20 protein-coding genes and 1 tRNA gene are annotated in these 23,507 nt (G+C 69.6%); 6 read left to right on the top strand and 15 right to left on the bottom strand.

The window, feature by feature from the left end; translation table 11 throughout:
* The first annotated feature begins 350 nt into the window (after positions 1-350).
* Positions 351-1,214 carry an NAD(+)/NADH kinase gene (locus tag ACGFIV_RS25550; RefSeq protein ID WP_392838003.1) on the top strand — a complete coding sequence of 288 codons (864 nt, stop codon included), beginning with the start codon at positions 351-353 and terminating at the stop codon, positions 1,212-1,214.
* A gap of 18 nt (positions 1,215-1,232) precedes the next feature.
* Here ACGFIV_RS25550 and ACGFIV_RS25545 read toward each other — a convergent pair whose 3' ends face one another.
* The 12 genes from ACGFIV_RS25545 to ACGFIV_RS25490 form a co-directional block, all read right to left on the bottom strand.
* Positions 1,233-2,204, bottom strand: coding sequence for an alpha/beta hydrolase (locus ACGFIV_RS25545; protein ID WP_392838002.1), 972 nt, complete (start codon positions 2,202-2,204; stop codon positions 1,233-1,235).
* A 219-nt stretch (positions 2,205-2,423) separates the two neighbouring features.
* Positions 2,424-3,044, bottom strand: a complete 621-nt coding sequence (locus ACGFIV_RS25540) for a DUF3618 domain-containing protein (protein WP_358552582.1) — start codon at positions 3,042-3,044, stop codon at positions 2,424-2,426.
* Positions 3,041-3,466 carry a phage holin family protein gene (locus tag ACGFIV_RS25535; protein WP_358552580.1) on the bottom strand — a complete coding sequence of 142 codons (426 nt, stop codon included), beginning with the start codon at positions 3,464-3,466 and terminating at the stop codon, positions 3,041-3,043. The genes ACGFIV_RS25540 and ACGFIV_RS25535 overlap by 4 nt, the downstream gene beginning before the upstream one ends.
* Before the next feature lie 275 nt (positions 3,467-3,741).
* On the bottom strand, positions 3,742-4,164 hold the full coding sequence (locus ACGFIV_RS25530; RefSeq protein WP_358552578.1) for an SPW repeat protein: 423 nt from the start codon (positions 4,162-4,164) through the stop codon (positions 3,742-3,744).
* A 189-nt stretch (positions 4,165-4,353) separates the two neighbouring features.
* The gene (locus tag ACGFIV_RS25525) at positions 4,354-7,275 is read right to left on the bottom strand and encodes a carbohydrate-binding protein (RefSeq protein WP_392838001.1); all 2,922 of its coding nucleotides are present in this window, start codon (positions 7,273-7,275) and stop codon (positions 4,354-4,356) included.
* Between the two features lie 40 nt (positions 7,276-7,315).
* Entirely contained in the window at positions 7,316-9,076 is a 1,761-nt protein-coding gene (locus ACGFIV_RS25520) for a ThuA domain-containing protein (protein WP_358552574.1), read from the bottom strand.
* A 666-nt stretch (positions 9,077-9,742) separates the two neighbouring features.
* Positions 9,743-10,102, bottom strand: coding sequence for a PRC-barrel domain containing protein (locus tag ACGFIV_RS25515; protein WP_358552572.1), 360 nt, complete (start codon positions 10,100-10,102; stop codon positions 9,743-9,745).
* A gap of 160 nt (positions 10,103-10,262) precedes the next feature.
* Positions 10,263-10,541, bottom strand: a complete 279-nt coding sequence (locus ACGFIV_RS25510) for a hypothetical protein (protein ID WP_358552570.1) — start codon at positions 10,539-10,541, stop codon at positions 10,263-10,265.
* A gap of 123 nt (positions 10,542-10,664) precedes the next feature.
* Positions 10,665-11,567 carry a helix-turn-helix transcriptional regulator gene (locus ACGFIV_RS25505; protein WP_358552568.1) on the bottom strand — a complete coding sequence of 301 codons (903 nt, stop codon included), beginning with the start codon at positions 11,565-11,567 and terminating at the stop codon, positions 10,665-10,667.
* A 163-nt stretch (positions 11,568-11,730) separates the two neighbouring features.
* A complete protein-coding gene (locus ACGFIV_RS25500; RefSeq protein WP_358552566.1) occupies positions 11,731-12,546 on the bottom strand; it encodes an SAM-dependent methyltransferase in 816 nt (271 codons plus the stop codon).
* Between the two features lie 212 nt (positions 12,547-12,758).
* Positions 12,759-13,208 (bottom strand): DoxX family protein, encoded by a 450-nt coding sequence (locus ACGFIV_RS25495; RefSeq protein ID WP_358552564.1) that lies wholly within the window; start codon positions 13,206-13,208, stop codon positions 12,759-12,761.
* Positions 13,209-14,165: 957 nt separating this feature from the next.
* A tRNA-Val gene (locus tag ACGFIV_RS25490) sits at positions 14,166-14,237 on the bottom strand.
* A 447-nt stretch (positions 14,238-14,684) separates the two neighbouring features.
* Here ACGFIV_RS25490 and ACGFIV_RS25485 point away from each other — a divergent pair.
* Complete coding sequence (locus ACGFIV_RS25485; protein WP_358552562.1) at positions 14,685-15,098, top strand: SsgA family sporulation/cell division regulator; 414 nt, start codon at positions 14,685-14,687, stop codon at positions 15,096-15,098.
* A 40-nt stretch (positions 15,099-15,138) separates the two neighbouring features.
* On the opposite strand, the gene ACGFIV_RS25480 is transcribed toward ACGFIV_RS25485, so the two are convergent.
* Positions 15,139-15,747 (bottom strand): DUF305 domain-containing protein, encoded by a 609-nt coding sequence (locus ACGFIV_RS25480; protein WP_358552560.1) that lies wholly within the window; start codon positions 15,745-15,747, stop codon positions 15,139-15,141.
* Between the two features lie 160 nt (positions 15,748-15,907).
* On the opposite strand from ACGFIV_RS25480, the gene ACGFIV_RS25475 reads away from it, so the two are divergent.
* Positions 15,908-17,269 (top strand): hypothetical protein, encoded by a 1,362-nt coding sequence (locus ACGFIV_RS25475; protein WP_358552558.1) that lies wholly within the window; start codon positions 15,908-15,910, stop codon positions 17,267-17,269.
* Here ACGFIV_RS25475 and ACGFIV_RS25470 read toward each other — a convergent pair whose 3' ends face one another.
* Both ACGFIV_RS25470 and ACGFIV_RS25465 read right to left on the bottom strand, forming a co-directional pair.
* Positions 17,270-18,100: an aminotransferase class IV gene (locus ACGFIV_RS25470; protein WP_392838000.1), complete on the bottom strand. Its 831-nt coding sequence runs from the start codon at positions 18,098-18,100 to the stop codon at positions 17,270-17,272. It lies immediately after the preceding gene.
* Between the two features lie 66 nt (positions 18,101-18,166).
* Positions 18,167-19,153: a chorismate-binding protein gene (locus ACGFIV_RS25465; RefSeq protein WP_392837999.1), complete on the bottom strand. Its 987-nt coding sequence runs from the start codon at positions 19,151-19,153 to the stop codon at positions 18,167-18,169.
* Positions 19,154-19,306: 153 nt separating this feature from the next.
* Here ACGFIV_RS25465 and ACGFIV_RS25460 point away from each other — a divergent pair, with 153 nt between their 5' ends.
* The 3 genes from ACGFIV_RS25460 (at position 19,307) to ACGFIV_RS25450 (ending at position 23,494) form a co-directional block, all read left to right on the top strand.
* Entirely contained in the window at positions 19,307-20,254 is a 948-nt protein-coding gene (locus tag ACGFIV_RS25460) for an aldo/keto reductase (RefSeq protein ID WP_392837998.1), read from the top strand.
* 787 nt (positions 20,255-21,041) lie between these two features.
* Positions 21,042-22,448, top strand: a complete 1,407-nt coding sequence (locus tag ACGFIV_RS25455; RefSeq protein ID WP_392837997.1) for an aspartate aminotransferase family protein — start codon at positions 21,042-21,044, stop codon at positions 22,446-22,448.
* The gene (locus tag ACGFIV_RS25450; RefSeq protein ID WP_392837996.1) at positions 22,442-23,494 is read left to right on the top strand and encodes an NAD-dependent epimerase/dehydratase family protein; all 1,053 of its coding nucleotides are present in this window, start codon (positions 22,442-22,444) and stop codon (positions 23,492-23,494) included. The genes ACGFIV_RS25455 and ACGFIV_RS25450 overlap by 7 nt, the downstream gene beginning before the upstream one ends.
* Positions 23,495-23,507: the final 13 nt, after the last annotated feature.

Raw genomic sequence — 23,507 nt, 5'->3', positions numbered from 1 at the left:
TCCCGTTTATCGGAGCGCGGAGCCGCCCGTCATCGGACGGGCGACCACTCATCGGACCCGAAACTGGTGCGGGCTCCGCATCAGCGCAGGGTGGAACATAGGGCCGACTACAGGTATTCAGGGTCAGGAAGGCGTTCCCGCGCCAGAAGGGGCAGGTGAATAGTGGATGAGTCACCTACAGCCCGGCGAGGCGCGGGGTCCCGGAGGCCCTTCCGCCGCCGTGGAGGCGGGCACGCCGTCACCGGCGTGTCGCCGCGTGCGGCCGGTCGCGTCCCTCACGCCCGTCCAGCCTGACGAACCGCCGCCCGCGGCCGTCCCCTCCGCCGCGGGGCGCCCGTACAGTTGCGCCCATGGGCATGGTCAAGACCGTAGGGCTGGTGCTGCACCCGCGGCGCGACTCCAAGCAGGCCATCGACACGATCGTCGAGTGGGCCCGGGACAGGGCCGTCACGGTGCTCGGCCTGCCCGAGGAGGTCGGCCGCATCGACTGCAGCGCCGTGCCGGTCGACGCCGCCACCCTGGTGGAGCGCGCCGACCTGCTGGTCAGCCTCGGAGGCGACGGCACGATGCTGCGCACCATGCGGCTGGTCTGCGGCCGGTCCACCCCCGTCCTCGGCGTGAACCTCGGCAAGCTGGGCTTCCTCGCCGAGATCGACGTCGACGAGCTGCCCCCGGCGCTCTCGGCCATCGACAGCCACGCGTTCACCATCGAACCCCGGCTGGCGGTGAGGGCCACCCTCCCGGACGGCCCGACGGTCACCGCGTTCAACGACATCGCCCTGGCGCGCATACCGGGCGACCGGCTCTCCGCCGTCGCCATCTCGGTGGAGGGCCATCCCTTCGTCCGGTACGCGGCGGACGCGGTCATCGTGTCCACGGCCACGGGTTCGACCGCCTACAACTTCTCCGCGGGCGGTCCCATCGTCTCCCCTCTCGTCGAGGGGTTCCTGGTGGTCCCCGCGGCGGCGCACTCGTCGTTCAACAGGGCCCTGGTCCTGTCGGCCGACGAGCAGGTGACCCTGGAGCTGCTCCCCACCAGCGGCCGGCTCGCCGTCGAGGTCGACGGCTCGGTGGCCGGGCGCATGTCGCCCGGCGACCGCGTCACGGTGACGGCGGTGCGCTCGGCCGGTCAGGTCGTGCGGCTCGGCACCACCACCTTCTACGAGCGGGCCCGGCGCAAGCTCAGGGTCAGCGGCAGCGCCGAGGTCGACTGAGCGACCCTGTGAGCAATCTCACACGCGCGTCAGCGCCCGGCGCAGGCCGGCCACCCGGCCGTCGGCGGCCCTTCGGCTGAGCGCGGCGTCGGGGACGAACGCGTCGAAACCGTGGAAGGCTCCCGGGTACATGTGGAACTCGGTGGACACGCCCGCCCGTACCAGCCGCAGGGCGTAGTCGGCGCACTCGTCGCGGAAGACCTCCAGCTCGCCCACCTCGATGTAGGCGGGCGGGAGTCCCGACAGGTCGGCGGCCCTGGCCGGCGCGGCGTACGGCGACACGCCGGCGGTGCCGACCGAGTCCCCGAGCAGGGCCGTCCATCCGAACACGTTGGCGGCGCGGTTCCACGCCACCGCCTCGGCGAACTCGCGGCTGGAGGGGGTGGTGCCCCGGTCGTCGAGCATGGGAGAGCTCAGGAGCTGGAACGCGACCGCCGGGCCTCCCCTGTCGCGTGCCATCAGGACGGTGCCCGCCGCGAGCCCGCCTCCCGCGCTCGCCCCGCCCACGGCGACGCGTTCGGGGTCGATGCCCAGTTCCTCGGCGTTCTTGACCGCCCACACCAGGCCGGCGTAGCAGTCCTCGACGGGCGCCGGGTGCGGGTGCTCGGGGGCCAGCCGGTACTCGACCGACACCACCGCGCAGCCCACGTCCCGCACGTAGCCCGCCATCCGCGCGTCGTCCATCTCCACCAGGCCGAGGATCATCCCCCCGCCGTGCATCCAGTACAGGCAGGGCAGCGGGCCGCGCCGCTCCTCGGGGCGGTAGACGCGCACCCTGATGTCGGGGTCGCCGTCCGGTCCCGGCGCCATCCGGTCCTCCACGGAAAGCCCCGGCGCGGCGAAGGGCGGCATGGCGGCGAACGCGGCGCCCATCTGGCGGCGCAGGCCCGGCAGATCAGCCGGTGACATGCGGGCGAAGTCGACGGGCGGGAGGAAGGCGTGCCGGAGACCCTCGGCGAGCTCGGGGTCGATATTGGGGTGAAGCGGCATGTGGTTCACCTCGTAGGACGTGTCGTGGCAGGGCGGTACACCGGAGCATGTGCCCCGGGCCGCCTCTCACCACAACCGCGACCTGACCACAATGACCGGCTGTTTCCCGTTCGATCGGCTCCAGCAGGGTCAACCGGCCGTCACACCCCCGGACGATCGGCGTCCCGGCCCCCGGTAAGACTTGGGGGCCGGGACGCCGGATCGGTTCCCCCGCGGCCCTCAGGACCGGTGGCGGGAACCGGCGCGCCTCTCGGCCAGGCGCAGCAGCCCGGCCCCGGCCATGGTCGCCGCTCCCACCGCGATGAGGACGGCCGGGCGGCGGGAGATCCCGTCCGCCGCGCCCCTCAGCGCGCCGGTCGAGCCGGGGACCGCCCCGGTGCGGCCGTCCCTCCCCGAGTGCGAGGTGACCTCGCGGAGCCTGCCCGCCATCGCGGAGGCCTTCTCCCTGGCGACGACCTTCGTCTCCGCCATCTTCTGCTGCGCCCGCGCCTTCACGTCGACCTTCTGCGCCAGCGCCTCGACCGTGCGGCCGAGGTCCTCGCGGGTACGGACGATCTCGTCCCGCAGCCGGTCCTCCTCCGATACGCGCATCTCGTGCTTCCTTTCACGCGGGACCTCCGGGCGTGCCCGGAGGGATGTCTCGGACAGACCGGCGAGCGGGTCGCCCCTGCCGTGGCTGACCACGGGTTTGACGTACGGCTTCGGTGGCGCGTGGACTTCGGGCACGTTCAGCGACGGCCCCGCGGACTCGGGGGTGGCCGTTCCCGGCTCCTGCCGGTGCATGCCCACCTCACCGGCGGTGGGCCGTTCCGGCGCCCCGATGGGATCGGTCTCGGTCATCGGTGCGCACCCTCCTTCACGGCGTCGACGTCGGCCTTGAAGCCCTGGATGGCCTCTTGGGGGAGCGGAGGCGTGGCCTTGGAGACCTGGCTCTTGCCGGTCAACGCGAGAACGGCCGCGACGATCAGCAGCGCCACACCCACGATCACGGCGGCGATCCACGCCGTGAGCACCTGGGCGATCAGCAGGATCACCGCGGCGACCAGCGCGCCGCCGCCGTACAGGGCGACGACCCCCGCGCCGCCGAACAGTCCGGCGCCCCTTCCGGCTCTCTTGCCCTTGCGCGTGAGCTCCAGGGTCCCCAGCCGGATCTCGTCCCGGACGAGCCGGGACACCTCCTCCGACAGGTGCCTGATCAGCTCGGCGGTCGAGAGGGAGGCGTACGGGTTGGTCATGTCCCGGGCTTCCTTCAGGTCGGTCATGGCGTTTCCCCTTTCTTCCCCCGGCCCCGGCGGTTCAGCGCCGGACGGGAGCGGCTGTGAACGGCTGAGCGGGGCGATGACCGCCCGCTCCACGCCACCGTGGGTGGCGGGAACGGCAGATCCACACCTCTCCTTCACGCGGCAGTTCCACCGTCACGCCGGGTCCCTACCCGCGCTGCACGCCGCAAACAGGACGGTCGCCCCCGAAGGGTGGCGGACCTGCTCACGCAGCGGGTGTGGCGGGCACACCGCCACACCCTGAGGCCGCCCCCTCACTACCTCGTGGGCATCTTCCGGGTCCCCACCGCCATGGCCCCCAGCCCGAGCAGCAGGATGACGATGCCGGTGACGACGTTGTTCCAGATCGACCCGGTCGTGTGCGATCGAATGATCCAGGGTGACAGGATCGTCCAGACTCCCAGGATCGGTACGATCCACGTCAGCCCGTAGGTCCGGCCGAAGGCCGACGCGAACCCCAGGGCGAGAGCGGCCAGCGCCAGCCCGGTGACCATGTTGCTCACCGAGAGCCGGGACAGGCCGTTGAACCCCACCACCCATGGCGATATCGCAAGGTAGAGCCCTGCGAGAAGCGTCAGCCCATCGATTACCTGTGCGGCCGTGCTGGAGCCCGCACGCTCGTACTTGGCCCGCATCGCGACAATGTCGGGATGCGCCTCCAGGCCGGTCGGTCTGGTCATGACCTCACCGCCTTCCGATTTCCTTTGCGGAACGGATCAATGTCGCCATACCCATGCGGGGAGCGAGATCACGGTGAGCTGTGCAAAATGATGGCCGATCGTCTGATTTGTCTTTTATGCCCGAATCGGGCGCGATCCGGCCGGAAAGGCCGCGTCGCGCCCGGTCGGGGCGTCATCCGGACCCGCGGGTCAGGTGCCGTACACGTTCAGATCCCACAGGGAGTAGCCGTACGGTGGCAGCCCCCGCTGGGTGCCGTACACGCGCACGTAGCGCCCCGTGCCGGTGACGGTGAGGTCGTCGACGCCCCCGTCACCGCTGGTGGTGGAGAAGACCGTCGTCCAGGCCGCGTTGTCCGGCGAGGTCTGGACCTGGTAGCCCCGCGCGTAGGCGGCCTCCCAGTTCAGCCTGACCCGGTTGATCGGGTGCGAGGCGCCCAGGTCCACCGTGATCCACTGCGGATCGGTGTACGCGCTGCCCCAGCGGGTCGCCGCGTCGCCGTCCACCGCGTTCGCGCCGACCAGCACGTTGCCGTCCTCCACACTGGACACGATGGTGGGACGGCCGCGCGCGAGGTCACCGGTGCCGGTGGGAGGCGTGCTCACACCGGGACCGGTGAAGGTGTAGCTGTCGATGTCGTACAGGGCGGTGGTGCCGGTGTTGACCCCGCTGAACACGATGTAGAGGTCGTGCGTGCCGTCGTCGGGCTTGGTGACGGGGGCGGTGAGCTCCACGTAGTTGTCCCAGCCACCGGTGCCGGCCACCGCGACGCGCGCGACCTCCGGGCCGGTCGGCGAGTCGAAGCGGAACGACAGGGTGCCGCCCGCGTTGGCCGAGGAGACCCGCGCCTTGATCCCGGTGATGCCCTTCAGGCTGACGGCGTGGTGCTTGACCCACTCGCCGCTCTGGATGTCCCCGAGCCGCTTGCCGCCCTCGGCCGCGGCCTGGTCGATGACCTTGGGGCCGTTGAGCTGGACGTAGTGCTCGGCCTGCCACTGCTTGGGCCAGAGCGTGATCTCCTTCTCCCCCGTGAGGGGCACGGTGCCGGGCGCGCCCTTGTCGGTGTAGGAGGAGCGCAGGACGAAGAACTGGACCGCGTCGAGCCCGGCGTGGATGGGGCCGGTGTTCACGGTGAACCCGCAGCCGGTGCCCTGACCCTCCTCGTGGGCGTGCTCCTGGTGCCCGAGGGCGGCCCGGACGACGACGCTCGCGCAGGGCACGGCGCCGTCCTGGGGGTCGGTGGCGCCCGCGGTGGCGGTCAGGTCGTCGCCCCAGCCGTAGGTGCCTCCGGCGGGAAGGCCCGACAGCGACAGGGTCGGGCGGTTGTTGCCCACCACGACGGGGACCAGCACCGTACCGGTGTGGCCGGTGCCGTCGTTGACCGTCAGCCGGGCCCGCTTGTCGCCGTTGGTGGTGTAGGTGTAGGAGGGGTTGGCGGCCGTCGCGTCGGTGGTCCCGTTGTTGTCGAAGTCCCAGGCGTAGGTGAGCGGGTCGCCGTCGGGGTCGGAGCTGCCGGCGCTTGAGAAGGTGACCGAGAGCGGGGCCAGGCCGTTGTCCTTGTCGACCGAGGCCACCGCGATCGGCGAGCGGCCTCCCTGGACATAGTTGATCTTGTACAGGCCCGCGTCCGCCGCGCCGGAGAAGTAGCCGCTGCCGTACTCCAGCAGATACAGCGAGCCGTCGGGGCCGAACTCCATGTCGATCGGGTGGACGAGGCTCATGCCCGCCAGGACCGGCTCGATGACGGTCGGGGTCCCTGTGGAGGGGTTGCCGTTGCCGAACTGCACTTCCTTGATCCAGTTACGGCAGTACTCCGAGATCAGCCACTTGTTGTCGTAGTAGGCGGGCCACTTGTAGGGCGAGTTGAGGCTCGCGTTGTAGTGGTAGACCTCGGTGTGGTTGGGCGATCCGCAGCCGCCCGGGTTGTCCAGTGCGGGCCATTCCTTGCTGCCGCCGTGCTGCTCCCAGACCAGCGCGGGCTTGGTCGCGGGGAGCTGCTGCAGGCCGGTGTTGCGCGGCGAGTTGTTCACCGGCCCCGCCGTGCCCCCGCAGGGGAACCAGCCGCGGGGGGCGTTGGCCGCGAAGTCCCAGTCGTTGTAGGCGACGTTCGGCCCACCGCAGTACGGCCAGCCATAGTTGCCCGGGCCGGTGGCGCGGTTGAACTCGTCGTAGGCCGCCGGACCCCGGTTGGCGATGGTGGCTCCGGCGTCCGGTCCGACCTCGCCCCAGTAGAGGGTGTTGGCCGCCTGCTTGTCGACCCAGATCCGGTAGGGGTTGCGGGTGCCCATGATGTAGATCTCGGGCCGGGTCTGAGCGGTGCCCGGGGGGAACAGGTTGCCGGCCGGGACGGTATAGGTGCCGTCGCTCTCCGGGTGGATCCGGTTGATCTTGCCCCGGAGGTCGTTGGTGTTGCCCGACGTGCGCTGGGCGTCGTACTGGGGGTTGCGGCTGGTCCGCTCGTCGATCGGCGCCATGCCGGCCGAGTCGCCTCCGGAGTTGGTGTTGTCCCCGACGGCGAAGTACAGGTTGTCGTTCGAGTCCCACGTCATCGACCCGGCCGAGTGGCAGCACAGGTCACGCTCGGTCGGCCACTCGATGATCATGTCTTCGCTGGCCGGGTCGAGGACGTTGGCCGAGGTGTTGAAGGTGAACCGGGAGATCCGGTTGACCAGCGGGGTCACCTTCGGCGAGTAGAAGAGGAACACCCAGTGGTTGGTGGCGAACCGCGGGTGCGGGGTGATACCGATGAGCCCGTCCTCGAACCGGGCGTCGAGCTGGAGCGTCAGGGCGACCGTGGTGGCCTTGGTCGCCGGGTTGTACAGGCGCACCTGGCCGCCGCCGGAGGTGGAGCCTCGGTTGATGTACAGGACCTTGCCGTCGGGCAGCACCGACAGCTCGATGGGCTCGCCCATCGACAGGCCGCCGTCCAGTTTCACCTTCTCGAAACCGCTCGTCGGGGGCGGGGCGAGGGCGATGGAGGAGGATGACGCGGACAGGGACGACGGGGTGGAGGCGGAGGCGCTGGTGCTGCCCGCCGCTCCCGCCGTGGCGGTCGCGACGAGGGCGAGCACGACGGCGCCGACGACCGTGCGAAGGCGCGCTGAAGAGGGCACGAAGACTCCAGGGGGTGTGAAGGCCGGGGGTTTCGGCTGCTCAGGCGCCGTAGACGTTGAGGTCCCACAGGGAGTAACCCCACTGGGTGGCCCGCTGGGTTCCGTAGATCCGCACGTAGCGGCCGGCCCCGCTGACCGCCACGTCGTCGGTGCCGCCGTCCCCCGTGGTGGTGGAGTAGATCGTCGACCAGGTGGCGTTGTCGGGCGAGGTCTGGATCTGGTACGCCTTGCCGTAGGCGGTCTCCCAGGTCAGCTTGACCCGGTTGATCGTGCGCGTGGCGCCGAGGTCCACCGTGATCCACTGGGGGTCCGAGTAGGCGCTGCCCCACCGGGTGGCGGCGTTGCCGTCGACCGCGTTGGCGCCGGCGTGCGGGCTGCCGGGCTCGACGCTGGACACCGTGGTCGGACGGCCCCGTGCCAGGTCGGTCACGGTGACGGTGTCCTGCTTGATCCGGATGTTGCGGTAGTTGATGTCCGCGCCGGCCCCGTCGTTCTGCACGCCGATGTACCCGTTGGCGATGGCGCGGGTGCTCGTGTAGTCGTTGATCTTGACGCCGTTGAGGTAGATCTCGACGCGCTGCCCGTGCACGCCGATCTCGTAGGTGTTCCACGAGCCGGGCGGGTTGAGCGCGGCGGCGCGCAACGCCGCGTCGGGCGCCTTGAAGCTGTACACGCTGCCCGTCGTACGGGTCGGGTCGGCGTCGGTGGCGTCGATCTGGATCTCGTGCCCCGCGTCGACCGGCTTCCAGGGGTCGCCCTGCGGGTCGGGGAAGCCGATGAACACCCCGCCGTTGTCGTCGCCCGGCATCATCCAGTCGAGCTTGAGGGAGTAGTTGGCGAAGGTGCCGACCGGGTACCAGAGCAGGCCCATGCCGCCGAATGAGGTGAGGGTGCCGTTCGCCAGGGTGAACCCGCCGGGCCCGGCCTGACGCCACTTTGCGAAGGTCGTCTGGGTGCCGTCGAACAGCGGGGTGTAGCCGGTCTCGGGCCGGCAGTCGGCCGGTTTGGCGCCCGCCGCGACCTGGATGCCGCCGAGCACCATCGTCGTGAAGGCCGGGTCGGCGTAGGACTCCTCGGTGTGCCCGAGGCCGGTGTACCAGGACCTGCCGCCGCCGTAGTTCTGGCACCAGGTGATGGGGTGGTCGCCCATGGTGCCCCCCGTGTAGGACGTCTCGTCGAGGCTCGCCAGCACCTTGACGTTCGCGCGGGGGTTGGTCCGGTAGTTGTACCACTCGTCGGTGCGGGTCCAGGTCGGCGCCAGGTGCGAGGTGGAGACGTTGGACCTGTCCTCCACGCGCACCGTGGCCTGCTGGGTCGCGGGGTGGGAGCTGAACCACGCGCCCACCAGGCCGCCGTACCAGGGCCAGTCGTACTCGGTGTCGGCCGCGGCGTGGATGCCCACGTACCCGCCGCCCGCCGCGATGTAGGACTGGAACGCGGTCTGCTGGGCGGCGTTCAGGACGTCGCCGGTGGTCGAGAGCCAGACCACGGCCTGGTACTGCGCGAGGTTGGCCGTGGTGAACGCCGCGGCGTCCTCCGTCGCGACCACCGTGAACCCGCCTGCGGCGCCGAGCCGCTGGATGGCCGCGATCCCGTTCGGGATGGACGAGTGCCGGAAGCCCGCCGTCTTGGAGAAGACGAGGATCTTGGTCAGGGGCGCCGCCGACGCCGCGACGGGGACGGACAGGATGCCCGTCAACGCGACGGCCAGCGCGAGCGCGGCCCGAAGGATCACGCGGGACAGGCGTGCGTGGAGGGGCGGAGGGGACTTGAGCCGGGGGGTGGGCGGTTGCACGTCCATGACGGATTCCTTCGCGATGGGGAGGAGCGCGCCGCCGCACCTTGTGGGGAAAGTCGAAAGGTTTGCCACGTAACTTTCGCCGCTGTCGACGAAACTTTGGCATGTCCGGACGGAAGCGTCAAGCGTTTCGACATGGCCGCGACACACCAAGGTTGCCCATACATCGGATCATTTAACAATGTAGACACATCCGATGTTGCCGACCCGCCACACAGGGTGTTGATGTGATCGTTTTCCTCGGTAAATCCGCTGGTAGAGAGCCTTTCGCCACCCCGGGCCGGTTTCCGTACGCGAACACACCCGGGCACGCACCTCTTGACGCCCCAAGACATCCAATGTTAACTGCGCCTGACAGTCCTGAGGCGGTAGCGGTGCGATGGCTTTCGTGCCGGATGGCCATCGCCACTCGTCTCGGGTCCGTGTTGCCGGAGAGGGGCCCGAGGGCCGAGCGAGACCGGTCGCCGATCACCGGTCTCGCCGGCCCAGGGTCCCTCTCCTCGCAGTCGGCGATCCGGGGCGCCGGCGACACCATTCAGCGAAACAGCTGTCGGGATATTTCGGTTAAATCCGCATATTTGGCTACATGGGTTTACACAACCTGACGAACTCCGCACGCGAGGACGGGCCGCCCGCGACGACGCGAACGACCCATCAGCGTGAAGGTGCTTACATGGCCCCAGGGAGATTTCCGTAATATCCGGCGAGCCTGGCCCGGTACCCGGCGTCTTTGTAGGCCTTCTGGTCGAACTCCGGGGCGTTCTTGATTTCCTGCTTGGTGCGCGCGACGTAGACCTTGCGGTCCGGCTGGTTGATCTGTGTGACGACGAGGGCGGGGAGGACGACCTTCTTACCGAAGATCCACGGCCCGGTGTCGACGACGATGTAGCTCTCGCCGACCACGTCGCTGGCCTCGTCGACCGACCCGATCTTGCCGTCCACGGCCTCCACGTCGAAGCCGGCGATGTCCATGGTCTGGGCGTGGCCGTATACGTCCGGCCGGTATGTCCACAGGTTGTCATTGATCATGCTTGCGCTCCCCCTCTTCGCTGGTACGCCGAGCGCCGTACACCCACCCTGGAATCACCGCTTCGGGTGGGCGTAAGCACGGCTTCCGCTCCGCAATACTGTCGGTACCCCTACATGAAGGGCGCCACCTCAGCATGAGGTAAAGGCTTCCAATTCGCCTTTATGGCGACAAATGAAATGGCGTCGGTTTCCGTTCGGCAATCGACGAGGATCTGCCCGTGGTGAAGGTGTTCCACAGCCCCGTCGGGTCGTTGGAGCCGTTGGCGTACGTCGAGCCGCCGGACTGGTGGGCACGCCCGGCCGCGGTGTGGGCGTAGTTGCCGGCCGTCACGCACACGGGCGGCACGGTCGGGGTGACGGTGGGAGTGGGAGTGATGGTGGGGTCACCGTCGGGGTCGGCGACGGCCCGGGGGCCGGCGCGGGACGGCGTGATGACCATCACACCTTTGGTCCACGCAAAGTTAGATCGCGTGTCGGGAAGCGGAAATGGGCGCGGCACCCACAATCCACCCACCGCCTGTAGGCGGGGCGCCTCCCGCCCCAGCGGGCGGGGGCGGGGGGCCTAGAGCTCGGCGAGCATGCGCCGCAGGCGCGCGACGGTCGCGGCCGGCGGCTCGGCCTGGACGCTCAGGCTGTTCATGACGTCCCAGTAGTGCAGGATCTCGGCGGGCTTGTCGGGATACAGCGCGCTGACGAGCTGTTCGAGGTACACCACGTCGGGAAGCTCGTGCGCGGCGAGGCGCAGGATGGTCACCGGGCCTCCTCCCGCGGCGTGGCCGCCGGAGCTGAACGGCATCACCTGGATGGTGACGTTCGGCAGCTCGCTCATCTTGAGGAGGTGCTCGATCTGGGCGCGCATCGTCGCCGCCCCGCCGACGAGCCTGCGCAGCGCCCCCTCGTCGATCACGGCCCACAGCTTCACGGCATCGGGGCTGGTGAGGATGCGCTGCCGCCTCATCCGCAGCGCGACGCGGCGCTCGACGTCGCTGTCGGTCGCGGCCCGGTCGAGGCGGATCACGGTGCGCGCGTAGTCCTCGGTCTGCAACAGGCCAGGGACGAACTGCACCTCCCACGAGCGGATGACGCTGGCCGCCTGCTCCAGCCCGATGTAGGCCTCGAACCAGGAGGGCACCACGTCGCTGTACACCTGCCACCACCCCGGGGTGTTGGCCTGCTCGGCCAGGGTGAGCAGGGCCTGGCGCTCGGCCTCGTCGGTCACGCCGTACAGGGTCAGCAGGTCGGCCACGTCACGGGGCTTGAAGCCGGTGCGGCCCAGCTCCAGGCGGCTGATCTTGGTGTCGGAGGCGCGGATCGCGTAGCCGGCGGCGGCCCGGGTGATCTCGCCCGCCTCGCGCAACCGGCGCAACTGCGCTCCGACGAGCATCCGGAACACCGTGGGCCCGGCCTGCCGGTGATCCAGAATATGCTCGTCTTCCAGGTCAGCCGCGGCTCGAAAAGCCCTCATGCTCCCTCTCCGATACAGAACCCGAACCTGCCGATCATCCCAAAGCCTCTCATCCCGGCTCCGGTCCTGACTAGCCATTTGGGTTTCTTGACCCGTTCATGAGGAATCTAACTTACAGGCACGTGAAACGGGTCACCACTAGGGGTTCGAGCTCGAATAGGGGTCAGGGTTTACGCGCGACGCCGCACACCTCGTCGACCGGGACGGCGGTGTCGAACGGGCTGGGGTCGGGGCGCCACCGCGACAGCTCGACCACGCCGGGCTCCACCAGTTCCAGGCCCTCGAAGAAGCGGGCGATCTCCTCGGGGGCGCGCAGGAGGTACGGGACGGAGCCCCCCTCGTTGTACTGGTCCTGGGCCTGCTCGAACGCCTCGCTGGTGCTGGTGGCGTCGGCGATCGCCAGATGGCTGCCGGGCGGCAGAGCGTCCATCAGCCACCGCACGATCGAGCGCGCCTCCTCGTAGTCGGACATGTGGCCGAGGACGCCCATGAGGATCAGCGCGGTGGGCCGGGTGAGGTCCAGCGTCGCCTCGGCCGCCTTGAGGATCTTGTCGGGTTCGCGCAGGTCGGCGTCGATGTAGCTCGTGGCGCCCTCGGGAGTGCTGGTGAGCAGGGCACGGGCGTGCACCAGCACGAGGGGGTCGTTGTCGACGTAGACGATGCGCGACTCCGGGGCCACCCCCTGGGCGACCTCGTGGGTGTTGTCGACGGTGGGCAGGCCGGTGCCGACGTCGAGGAACTGGCGGATGCCCGCCTCGCCGGCGAGATAACGGACGGCACGGGCGAGGAAGTACCGCTGGGCGCGGGCGATGTCATCGATTCCTGGGAAGACCTGCCGATATTGGTCACCGGCCGCGCGGTCGACGGGGTAGTTGTCCTTGCCGCCCAGCCAGTAGTTCCAGATGCGGGCCGAGTGGGGCACCGTGGTGTCGATCACGGGCGACGGCCGGGGGCCGAGGGCGGACGAGTCGTCGGTCACGGGGGAACGTCTCCTCTGTGGCGGTTGTCAGGTCACCCCACGCACGATGAAGGGCCGGAAGGGAGACCGCAAGCCTCCATTGGGATCTTCTTCGCGTGAGGACCCGCTTCTCCTTCCGTGGCCGCGCGAGGCGACGGGTTCCCACGGGTTCCCGCCTGTGCCCGCGAGGCCGACGGCCCCGCCGCGGCGCGCGGCGGGGCCAGGGTGCTCCTCTACAGGCCCGCCCGCGCCGGTTCCGGTGCGTACGCGCCGAGCCCGCCCGCGCGGTGACGGACGATCGCGGCGTCCAGGGACCACGTGCCCGGGCCCAGCACGGCGACGAGGAAGAACGACCAGCAGAACAGCGCGGCCAGCTCGCCGCCGTTGCTGAGGGGCAGCAGGGCCGTGGGCTGGTGCACGACGAAGTACGCGTACGCCATGGACCCGGACGACAGCAGGGCGCCGACGCGGGTGAAGAGCCCGACGAGGACGAGCGCGCCGAAGATCACCTGGATGAGCGCGGCCCACCATCCGGGCCAGGTGCCGAACGGGATGGGCTGGCCCGTGCCACGGCTGCCGCCGAAGACGCCGAAGACCGACGCCAGCCCGTGGCACAGGAACAGCAGGCCCGTGACGACGCGAAACAGCGAGAGTGCCGGTCCGCCGAACCGGTCGACGTTCATGAGATCACCTCTTGGTCTCGTGATGGCGGGCACCCGTCGCGACCGCACGGGCCGATCCACGGCCGTGCGGGACCGCCATCGGAGCCGCCGGTTGAACGGTGGTCGCCGGCCGGGTTCACGCCTTTACGGCGCCCGCGACGACATGAAATGCGCCCCTGGAATCGGGTGGGGCATTCAGGGAGCCGTCCGCTCCTGGGAAGCGGGCCCGAAAACCGGGCAAGCCGGCGACGGGCGCAGTGAAATCAGTCCTCCATGGAGTCCGGTAAGACTGAATACTCCTTTCTTTTCGTTCGGCGAAGCACGGCGCGGTCGCCATCGGCCCGCGCGGCACGAAGCCGGACGGGCGGATGCCCGAGGCTCCAGCGGGCCGGACGGAGAGCGGCGCTACCTGCGCCCTTGCAGGGTCTTCCTGGCATCCCGTCCCTGTACCTCGGCGTGTCCCGGGGCCCTGTTCGCCAGTGGACAGGGGCCGGTGACGCCCACCCCAGAATCCGATCAGGCGCACCCCTACGTCAATGTGGCACCACGATCATCGGTCATCGGATAACGACGTGACGCCCTCGCCGTTCCCTGCCTCCACGCATTTACCTGCCACTTTTACCGATGCGGGGCGAGCGATGTCACGAATTCACGGAAAAATGACCGGTGAAACTTTCCCGTCCGCCTTCACGGCGCAGGTGTGGGGAGGCTCGGGCGACGGCGGCGCGTTCACGGGGGCGGGCGCGGCGCGATGGGGGGCAGGGGACCTCGCGCACTCCGGAGCCGACTGGCGTCGAACCCCCTCACGGCGGCTTCGGAGATCCTTGGACGGCCCGGGAAGCCTCGCCCCGCCCGCGAGTGATCGGCGGCCGGGCGCTCATCGCTCCGGGGAGGTCACGACGATCTACGGGCGAACCCCACCCGCACCCAGAAGATCAAGAAGGCCGCTTCCCCAAAGGGAAGCGGCCTGCGAGCCGGTGGGCGATACTGGGATCGAACCAGTGACCTCTTCGGTGTGAACGAAGCGCTCTCCCGCTGAGCTAATCGCCCTCCTGTGCCGGGATCCCCGCTCGGAGGACCTTGCCCGACGGGGAAAACCATACCTCACTCCGGGGGGTGCTGGCGAAGCGGCGGGACAACCCGATCACGAAAGGTTCTCAGGAGTCCGGCGGCGTGGCGCCCTGTTGTCATAGCATCGTCATGCCCCATACTCATCCGAATCGCACCACTTATGATCTTTACCCCGAGACACCCGTAGATGCCCCGTAGGACGACCGGAACGACACGCAAAACCCTTGCAAACAGGCACCTCTAAGCGATGTTTGACCAGGTAGAGGCATAAATGTCGCGCTGTGATATGCGTTACAGAAGGGCTCAGGAGCGGAATCTCTCCTGGAGGTTCCTTCGTTTCGCAGACATAGCTCCGAGCGAAGTCCTTCAGAGCACCGCAACCCAAGCCCCGAGCAGGGGACCCACCGACGAAAGGTTTGGCTGACGATGAACGCCACCGTCTCTGCCGAGCTGGGCCTTCGACTTGTGGTCCCCGACCGTACCACCGTCCCCCTGCTGGCAGGCCTGAGCTATACGGCCGACGATCCGTACGCCATCAGGATGGCCTTCCACGTGGGGAACGACGAGCCGGTCGAGTGGATCTTCGCCCGCGAACTGCTGACCGTGGGCATCGTGCGGCGGGTCGGCGACGGCGACGTCCAGGTGTGGCCGGCGCGGGCCGACGGCGAGCGCACGCTGAACATCAGCCTCACCTCCCCCTTCGGGCAGGCGCTGTTCGAGGTCCCGCTGCCGCCGCTGACCGAGTTCCTGCACCGCACGTACGACCTGGTGGCAGCCGGCCGCGAGACCGACTTCATGGACCTCGACGACGAGCTGTCGAACATGCTGTGGAGCTCCTGACCGAAGACCGGGCCGGGCGCCCGAAGGCCCCCTCCGCTTGTCACTTCATGAGCTTCCGCATTCTGTCGATCTCCACACGCTGGCCGGAGGCAACATCCTGGGCCAGCTTCCGCATGATCTGGTCGGTACCGCCAGAGAGCTCCTCCCCCGCCATCCTCACGGCGCCCTCGTGATGTCTGATCATCAACCGCAGGAGCAGCGCGTCGAAGGCGGCGCCGCGCGACGAGCGCAACCGGTTCATCTCCCCCAGGCTCGCCATGCCGTACACGTCCGGGCCCGGCGAGGCCTCGTGCCCGGGGTGCTCCGCGGGGACCCCCCGGCCGAGCGCCAGCAGCCACCGCGACATCACCCCCACCTCGGGCCGCTGCCCGACCGCGATGCGCTCGCAGATGCGCCGGACGCCGGGGTTGGAGGTCCTGGACGGAGCGAGGCCGGCCATCTCCAGCGCCTGCCGGTGGTGCGGGATCATCCGCTCCGTGAACAGGACGTCGGCGGCGGACGGCCGTGACTCCGACCGGCCGACGCGCTCGCCCGGCGTCGCCCTGCGTCCCGCGTCTCCCGGCGCGCCCGGGATGATCACCGGGGCGCCGCCGCCCGCCACGATGGGCGAGCCGTGCCGGGGATCGTCGCTCGCACAGCCCGTCAGCACGGAAGCCAGCCCGGATCCCAGCACAACCGTTACAAAAAGCTCGCACGCGCGGCGCCGGATCACCATAGCTTCCATACTGGGGCACATTCCCAAATTCAGCCGGACAACAGGGGGCATTGTGGGCACGTGGCGGATCGGGGCGTTCGCTTCAGTGGCGGGCGTGGTTCTCCTTCTCGGAGGCTGTGCCGGTGATCCACCGTCCGCCCCCGCGGACTCGATAGCCTCGTCGTCCCCCGATGCCTCCGCGTCGGGCGGGGTGGAGCACAGCGCCAACGCCAGGCTCGTGGCCAATGTCCCGCTGTCCGCGCCGTTCGACGGCGAGGATGCCTGGGGCACCGACCTCGCCTTCCAGGGGAACTACGCCTACGTCGGCAACTACGAGGGCTTCACGATCCACGACATCACCGACCCGGCCAAGCCCAAGGTCGTCACGCGCGTGGTCTGCCCCGGCGGCCAGAACGACATCTCCGTCACCGGGAACCTGCTCTTCCTGTCGGTGGACGACCCCCGGGACAACGAGACCTGCCAGAGCCGCAGCGGCGACATCTTCGGGGGCTGGGAGGGCATCCGGATCTTCGACATCTCCGACAAGGCCCACCCGCGCTACCTGAAGTCCCTGGCCACGTCCTGCGGTTCGCACACCCACACGCTGGTGCCCGGGAAGGACGCCGGCAAGGTCTACCTGTACGTCTCGTCCTTCGGGCCGGACTCTGAGTCCAAGAACTGCAAGCCGCCCCACGACTCCATCGCGATCATCGAGGTCCCTGTGGACGCGCCCGCCCAGGCCAAGATCGTCGCCCAGCCGCTGCTGTTCACCGACGGCGAGGACGAGTCCCAGCCGGGAGCGACCAGCGGATGTCACGACATCACGGTGTACCCGGAGAAGGATCTGGCCGCCGGAGCCTGCCTCGGGAACGGCATCCTGATGGACATCTCCGACAGAGCGCGGCCCAAGGTGCTCCAGGAGATCACCGACACCGAGAACTTCTCCGTCTGGCACTCGGCGACGTTCACCAACGACGGGACCAGGGTGATCTTCTCCGACGAGCTGGGCGGCGGCATCGCCCCGACGTGCGACGCCAAGACCGGGCCCACCCGGGGCGCCGACGCGGTGTACGACATCACCGGCGACCGCAAGCTCCAGCGCAGGGGGTACTTCAAGATCCCGCGTCACCAGACCGAGACCGAGAACTGCGTGGCGCACAACGGCTCGCTGCTCCCGGTGCCCGGCAAGACCATCATGGTCCAGGCGTGGTACCAGGGCGGGGTCTCGGTGATCGACTTCACCGACCCCGACCACCCCAAGGAGATCGCGTACGTCGACCGGGGCCCGCTGAACACCTCCGGTGAGCCCAGGCTGGGCGGCTCGTGGTCGGCGTACTACTACAACGGCTACATCTACTCCAGCGACATCACCAAGGGCCTGGACGTCATCGCGATCGACGATCCGCTCACCGATCCGGCGAAGTCCGTCAAGGTGGACGAGCTCAACGCCCAGACCCAGGTGTCGTACCCCGAGTGATCACGGGTCGACGTCGGCCGCGCTCCGCTCCGCGAAGACACGCATCGCCTTGGCGGTGACGGGGCCGGGCGCGGTCGCGAGCACCGTGTCGTCGACAAGCCTGATCGGCTGGATGTCGCGGGTCGTGGAGGTGAGGAACGCCTCCTCGGCCTCGTACAGGGCGGAGATCGGCACGTCGGCCTCCTCGCCGCCGTGCCATTCGAGCACCAGCGCGCGCGTCACACCGGCCAGGCAGCCGGAGGCGAGGGTCGGGGTGACGAGGTGGCCGTCCCTGACGATGAAGATGTTGCTGCCGGTGCCCTCGCAGAGGTCGCCCGCGAGGTTCTCGAAGATCGCCTCCTGGCCGCCGCGCTCCTTGGCGTAGGCCAGGGCCTTGGCGTTGTCGCCGTAGGAGGTGCTCTTCACCCCGGCCAGCGCCCCACGCTCGTTGCGCGGCCACGGGACCACGGTCACGCTCGCGGTCTCGGGGAACGGCGCCTGCGCTCCGACGATCACGATGGCGCTGGTGCCCTGGTTGCCCCGGTCGGAGCCGAGCGGGCCGCTACCGCTGGTGTAGGTGACGCGGATGCGGCCGAGCGGCCACGGTGGCGCCTGCGCCAGGCACGCCCGTATGCCGTCGGCGATCGCGTCCACGTCGGGCGCGGGCAGGCCGAGGCGCTCGGCGGAGAGCGTGAGACGGTCGAGGTGCCGGGTGAGGGCGAACGACTCGCCGTTCACGCACTTGATGGTCTCGAAAACGCCGTCGCCGACCATCAGCCCGTGGTCGAAGACGGAGACGCTGGCCTGCGTGGGATCGATCAGTTCCCCGTTGACCCAGACCGGAACGTTCATCGTGAGATCTCCCTTTTTGCGAGGTGTTGCCGACCGTGCCCTCCCGGAGGCGAGCCGGGACGGCCGTCAGGCACTCCCGGACGCGAGCGCGATGAGCCGGGACGCTTTCAACTCGGTCTCGCGCCACTCGCGCCCCGGATCGGAGCCCCACGTGATGCCGGCTCCCGTGCCGAAGTGGATGAGGTCACGCTCGATCCAGAACGTGCGGATGCCCACGGCCAGCGCGGCCTCGCGCCTGCCGGCGTCGACCCAGCCCACTGCCCCACAGTACGGCCCCCGGGGCTCAGGTTCGAGCTCATTGATGATACGCAGCGCCGAGGACTTGGGCGCACCGGTCACCGAGCCGGGCGGGAAGGTCGCCGAGAAGAGCTCGGGCCACCCGAGTCCACGCTCCAGCGTGGCCCGAACGGTCGACACCAGGTGTACCAGGCCCGGGTACTCCTCCACCGCGCACAGGGCCGGAACCGTGACCGAGCCGACCTCGGCGACCCTGCCGAGATCGTTCCGCACCAGGTCGACGATCATCACGTTCTCCGCGTAGTCCTTTTCGAGCAGGTCGTCCCTGGTCACGCCCGTACCCTTGATCGGCCCGGACTCGACGACGTCCCCGGCGCGGGACAGGTACAGCTCCGGCGAGGCGGAGACGACCGTCAGGCCCGGCACGCGCACGGTGGCGGCGTACGGCGCGGGATTGCCCCGCTCCAGCCGCCCGGCCAGCACCAGCGGGTCGGCGTCGAGCGGGATCTCGGCCGTGAGGACCCGGCACAGGTTGGCCTGGTAGACCTCGCCCTGCCCGATGTAGTCGCGGATGCGCCGGACGCCGTCCTCGTACCCCCGCTGGTCGAGCGAGCTGGTCCAGCGCAGCGAGGCGGGCCAGGGCCCGCGGGCCTGGGGAAGGGGCGCCGGCCGTACCTCGTCGAACCGGGCACAGGTGACCTTGCCCTCGTAGGTCACCACGACGGCCCACCAGCCTGCGCCGTCGAGGGCTCCGAGATCGGTGGTCACGTCACGCAGCCCGGTGGCCAATCGGCCTCCGACATGGGCGAAATACACCCTTCCATTCTCCCGCGCCCCGGAACCCGCCTCGCGCCACCGGCCTCCCCGCGCCCGACCGGCCGACCAAGATCGCCAGATGGCCTTGACATCGAAGTCACTCCGGATGTCAGACTCGGCTTTCCATTCCGATTCCCGACCAAGGAGCATGCCGTGGCACAGGTGAACCTCGCCCTGGGAGCGATGTACTTCGGCACCCGACTTGACGAGCGAACGTCGTTCGACCTGCTTGACCGGTTCGTGGCGGAGGGCGGGACGATGATCGACACCGCGAACTGCTATTCGTTCTGGGCCGACCCGAGCGGCTTCGGCGGGCAGAGCGAAGAGGTGATCGGCAGATGGCTGGCACGCCGTCCCGGACTCCGCGACAAGCTGTACATCAGCACGAAGGTCGGCGCGGAACCGGGAGGGGACGGCGAGTGGCCCGCCAACCGTGAGGGCCTGTCGGGTCCGGCGATCAAGGCGGCGCTGGAAGGCAGCATGCGGCGTCTCGGCACCGACCGCGTCGACCTCTACTGGACGCACATGGAGGACAGGTCGGCGCAGCTGGAGGACACGGCGGGCGCGCTGGCCGAGCTGGTGGAGGCGGGGCTGGTCGGGCGTCTTGGCGCGTCCAACCATCCCGTCTGGCGGGTGGAGCGCGCCCGGCGGATCGCCGAGTCCAACGGGTGGGAGGGATACACGGCGCTCCAGCTGCGCCACTCCTACGTCAAACCGCGTCCTGACGCGCCGGTGCCCGACCAGAACCACCGCTTCGGCTGGGTCGGCGAGGAGGTCCTCGACTACGTGGCCTCCGATCCGCGAATGGCCCTGTGGGCCTACACCGCGCTCCTGAACGGCGCCTACGTCCGTGAGGACCGCCCGCTGATCGAGGCCTACGACCATCCGGGCACCACCCGGCGGCTGGCCGTGCTCGCCGAGGTCGCCGCCGAGCTGGGGATCACCCGCAACCAGGTGGTGCTGGCCTGGCTGACCGGGGGAAGCCCCTCGGTGACGCCGATCGTCGGGGTCAGCGATGCCGGGCAGCTGAGCGAGGCCGTCACCGGAGTGGCGTTCACCCTTTCCTCCGAGCAGCGGCGGCGCCTCGACGAGACCGCCTGACCCGCACGATTCGACCCGCATGCCCTGATTCGTACGTCCTGATGGGCACGCCATGGGCCGTACGTCCTGATGGGCGCGTCCCCGGCCGGCCGCCGCAGACCGCGGCGGCCGGCGCGGTGACCGCCGGGGCGCGCCGAATGGCTACCTCCTTAGAGCGAGCGTTGGAACCTCCCGCACTGATCCGCCGTCGGTCATGCTTCAGACGTTGACGATTCGCGGTTCCGCGGAGTCGCCACGATCCACCGGCACAGGGGACCGGAATAAATGGAGTCCGGAACTCCGGACGCAAGGCTGACGCATTAACGGGAGGGTGGTCTTGATGATCGACGGCCGATCGGCCTGTCACCGGTCCGCACGGTGAATCGGTAAGCAGTGAATCGGTAAGCGGTAAGCGGTGAGCGGTGAAGCGGTGAGCGGTGAAGCGGCACCGTTCCGCGCGGTGAGCGGTGACGCGGTACCGCTCCACGCGACAAGGCACCACCGGACCACGCGATGACCCCGGCCGGGAGGCGGCCGGTCGTCCTGACGGACCGGCCGGCCCATCATGCCCCCGGCGGAAACGACGCATGACGGCGGCCGCTCGCCGCCGCGGCGTGCGCACGGCCGTGGTCCGCCTCGTCACCAGGTCACCCCACCCGGCCGCGGGTGGACGTTCCGACACGCCTCGCACCGCGTATCCACATGCCCACGTACGGCACGTACCGCATGACCACGCACGCACGCACCCACGCACGCCGGGGGTTTCGCACCCATGCCCGGCGCTCGCCATCGTGATGAAGGGAATCAGATGCAGGAGCTTCTTTCCCTGAAGCAGGCCGAGGATCTGGACGTCGACCAGATCCACGAGATGTACCGCCAGTATGTCAACCGCAGCCAGGTCTCGCTGATGACCTCGTTCGGCTTCGGCCGCGAGCTGGTCGAACACGCCGAGGGCGCCTACCTGTACATGAAGGACGGCCGCCGCGTCCTGGACCTCACCGGCGGCGTCGGGGTCCTCAACCACGGGCACAACCACCCGCGCATCCTCGCGGCCCGGACGAAGTTCCAGCAGGACCGCCGGATGGAGGTGCACAAGACCTATTTCTCCCCCTATCTCGCCGCGCTGGGCCACAACCTCGCCCAGGTGCTCCCCGGCGACCTCACCATGTCGTTCTTCCCGAACTCGGGCGCCGAGGCGGTCGAGGGAGCCGTCAAGCTGGCCTACAAGTACCACCGTGGCCGGCGCGGCACTGTCCTGCGTTCGGACATCAGCTTCCACGGCAAGCTGCTGGGCTCGGGCGGCCTGACCGGAAGCTCGCAGAACCGCTTCTCCTTCCCCACCATCCCGGGCATCGCGAGCTTCGCCTACGACGACCTCGACTCGGTCCGTTCGGCGCTGCGCGCCCATCGCGGCGACGTGTACGCCCTGCTCATCGAGCCGTTCAGCGCCTCGACGATGAGGTGGTGCTCGGAAGAGTTCGTGCGCGGGGTACGGGAGCTGTGCACCGCCGAGAAGATCGTCCTGATCTTCGACGAGATCTACACCGGGTGGGGAAAGACCGGCAGCCTCTTCTATTTCATGCGCTACCCGGACCTCGTTCCCGACGTGCTGACGACGTCCAAGTCCTTCGGCGGCGGAAAGTCCTCGATCTCCGCGTTCATCGCCCGCGAGCCGATATTCCGCAAGGCGTACGACAACATGGCCGACGCCCTCATCCAGAGCACGAGCACCACCTACTACGGCTTCGGCGAGGAGGCGGCGACCGCCATCGAGGCCGTCAACATCGCCGTGGAGGACGACTACCCGGCGCGTGCGCGCGCGCTTGAGGACGTACTCCGTCCCGGTCTCGACCGCATCCGCGTGAAATACCCCGACCAGGTCTCGGAGGTGTGCGGCGCCGGCGCCCTGTGGGGCCTCTTCCTGTCCGGCGGGCCCAAGGTGCTCGACCTGGCCGGGAGGCTGCCGCCCCTGAAGGACCCGCTCCTGCGCACGAAGCTGGTCGCCTGCTCGGTGATCGACACGCTCTACCGCGAGCACGACATCTACGCCTACTACACGCTCAACGGGCGCAGCCCCCTGGTCGTCGGCCCCCCGCTGGTGGCCGAGCCGGAAGAGATGGAGCGCTTCCTCGCGGCCCTGGACGCGACGCTCGCGCAGGGCATCCCCCGGCTCCTGAGCCGTTTCCTCAAGGAGAAGGTGAGCTCGCTATGGTGAACCCCTCCCCGCCCTCCCGTGTCGTGGTGACCGGGGCCGCCGGGATCCTCGGCTCCAGCCTCGTGGCCCGCCTGCTCGCCGACGGCGCCGAGGTGTGCGGGCTCGACCTGCGGGAGATCGCCCCCGAGCCCGGCCTCACGCCGCGCAGGGCCGACATCCGCGACGTGCCGGCGGTCAAGGCGGCCTTCGCCGGCGCCGACATGGTGGTGCACTGCGCGGCGGCGCTCCCGAGCTACCCCGCCGACCAGATCCGCTCGATCATCGTCGGCGGCACCACGGCCGTCCTGCGCGCGGCCCGCGACACGGGCGTCCGGCGGGTCGTGCACATCTCCTCGACCGCGGTGTACGGGCTGCCGAAGCGGGTGCCGACGACCGAGGACCATCCCCGCGAGCCCGTCGACACCTACAGCGCGGCCAAGGCCGAGGCGGAGGAGCTCGCCGAGAAGTACCGGGCCGACGGGATGTGCGTGAGCGTCCTGCGTCCCAAGACGTTCCTCGGCCCCGGTCGCATGGGGCTGTTCTCGATGCTCTTCGAGTGGGCCGAGGAAGGGCGCAACTTCCCCGTCCTCGGCCGGGGCGACGTGCGCATCCAGATGCTCGGCCTGGAGGACCTCGTCGACGCCGTCACCACCGTCCTCGCCGCCCCCGACGAGGTCGCCAACGACACCTACAACCTGGGCGCGGCCCGTTTCGGGACCATCAGGGAGGACTTCCAGTCCGTCCTCGACGCCGCCGGCCGGGGCAGGCGCGTGGTGTCGGTCCCGGCCCACGCGGCGGTGGGGGTGCTGCGGCTGCTCGAACGCTTCAAGCTCTCGCCGGTGTACGGAAGGCTCCTGTACAAGCTGCTCGCCGACTCCTACGTGAGCATCGGCAAGGCGCAGGACCGGCTCGGGTTCACCCCCCGGCTTTCCAACCAGGAGGCGATCCTGCGCACGTACGACTGGTGGCGGCGGCACCGGGCCGAGCCGGCGGCCCGGGGCACCGGGCGCACCAGCCGCGAGCCGTGGCGCCAGGGCGTGCTCGCGATGTCCAAAGTCTTCTTCTGACGGTCGCCGGAGG

Origin of the sequence: Sphaerisporangium sp. NPDC049003, from assembly GCF_043197795.1 — a bacterium.
In the GTDB taxonomy this organism is placed as follows: Bacteria; Actinomycetota; Actinomycetes; order Streptosporangiales; family Streptosporangiaceae; genus Sphaerisporangium.
The sequence above is the reverse complement of the archived record's forward strand: the minus strand, read 5'-3'. Positions and strand labels throughout refer to the sequence as shown.

Excerpts from the sequence above, each read along its gene's own strand:
- ACGFIV_RS25530 (WP_358552578.1), bottom strand. The coding sequence starts at position 4,164 with ATGACCAGACCGACCGGCCTGGAGGCGCATCCCGACATTGTCGCGATG.
- ACGFIV_RS25515 (WP_358552572.1), bottom strand. The coding sequence starts at position 10,102 with ATGATCAATGACAACCTGTGGACATACCGGCCGGACGTATACGGCCAC.
- ACGFIV_RS25455 (WP_392837997.1), top strand. The coding sequence starts at position 21,042 with ATGCAGGAGCTTCTTTCCCTGAAGCAGGCCGAGGATCTGGACGTCGAC.
- ACGFIV_RS25550 (WP_392838003.1), top strand. The coding sequence starts at position 351 with ATGGGCATGGTCAAGACCGTAGGGCTGGTGCTGCACCCGCGGCGCGAC.
- ACGFIV_RS25450 (WP_392837996.1), top strand. The coding sequence starts at position 22,442 with ATGGTGAACCCCTCCCCGCCCTCCCGTGTCGTGGTGACCGGGGCCGCC.
- ACGFIV_RS25485 (WP_358552562.1), top strand. The coding sequence starts at position 14,685 with ATGAACGCCACCGTCTCTGCCGAGCTGGGCCTTCGACTTGTGGTCCCC.
- ACGFIV_RS25495 (WP_358552564.1), bottom strand. The coding sequence starts at position 13,208 with ATGAACGTCGACCGGTTCGGCGGACCGGCACTCTCGCTGTTTCGCGTC.
- ACGFIV_RS25510 (WP_358552570.1), bottom strand. The coding sequence starts at position 10,541 with ATGGTCATCACGCCGTCCCGCGCCGGCCCCCGGGCCGTCGCCGACCCC.
- ACGFIV_RS25545 (WP_392838002.1), bottom strand. The coding sequence starts at position 2,204 with ATGCCGCTTCACCCCAATATCGACCCCGAGCTCGCCGAGGGTCTCCGG.
- ACGFIV_RS25540 (WP_358552582.1), bottom strand. The coding sequence starts at position 3,044 with ATGACCGAGACCGATCCCATCGGGGCGCCGGAACGGCCCACCGCCGGT.
- ACGFIV_RS25470 (WP_392838000.1), bottom strand. The coding sequence starts at position 18,100 with ATGAACGTTCCGGTCTGGGTCAACGGGGAACTGATCGATCCCACGCAG.
- ACGFIV_RS25505 (WP_358552568.1), bottom strand. The coding sequence starts at position 11,567 with ATGAGGGCTTTTCGAGCCGCGGCTGACCTGGAAGACGAGCATATTCTG.
- ACGFIV_RS25520 (WP_358552574.1), bottom strand. The coding sequence starts at position 9,076 with ATGGACGTGCAACCGCCCACCCCCCGGCTCAAGTCCCCTCCGCCCCTC.
- ACGFIV_RS25535 (WP_358552580.1), bottom strand. The coding sequence starts at position 3,466 with ATGACCGACCTGAAGGAAGCCCGGGACATGACCAACCCGTACGCCTCC.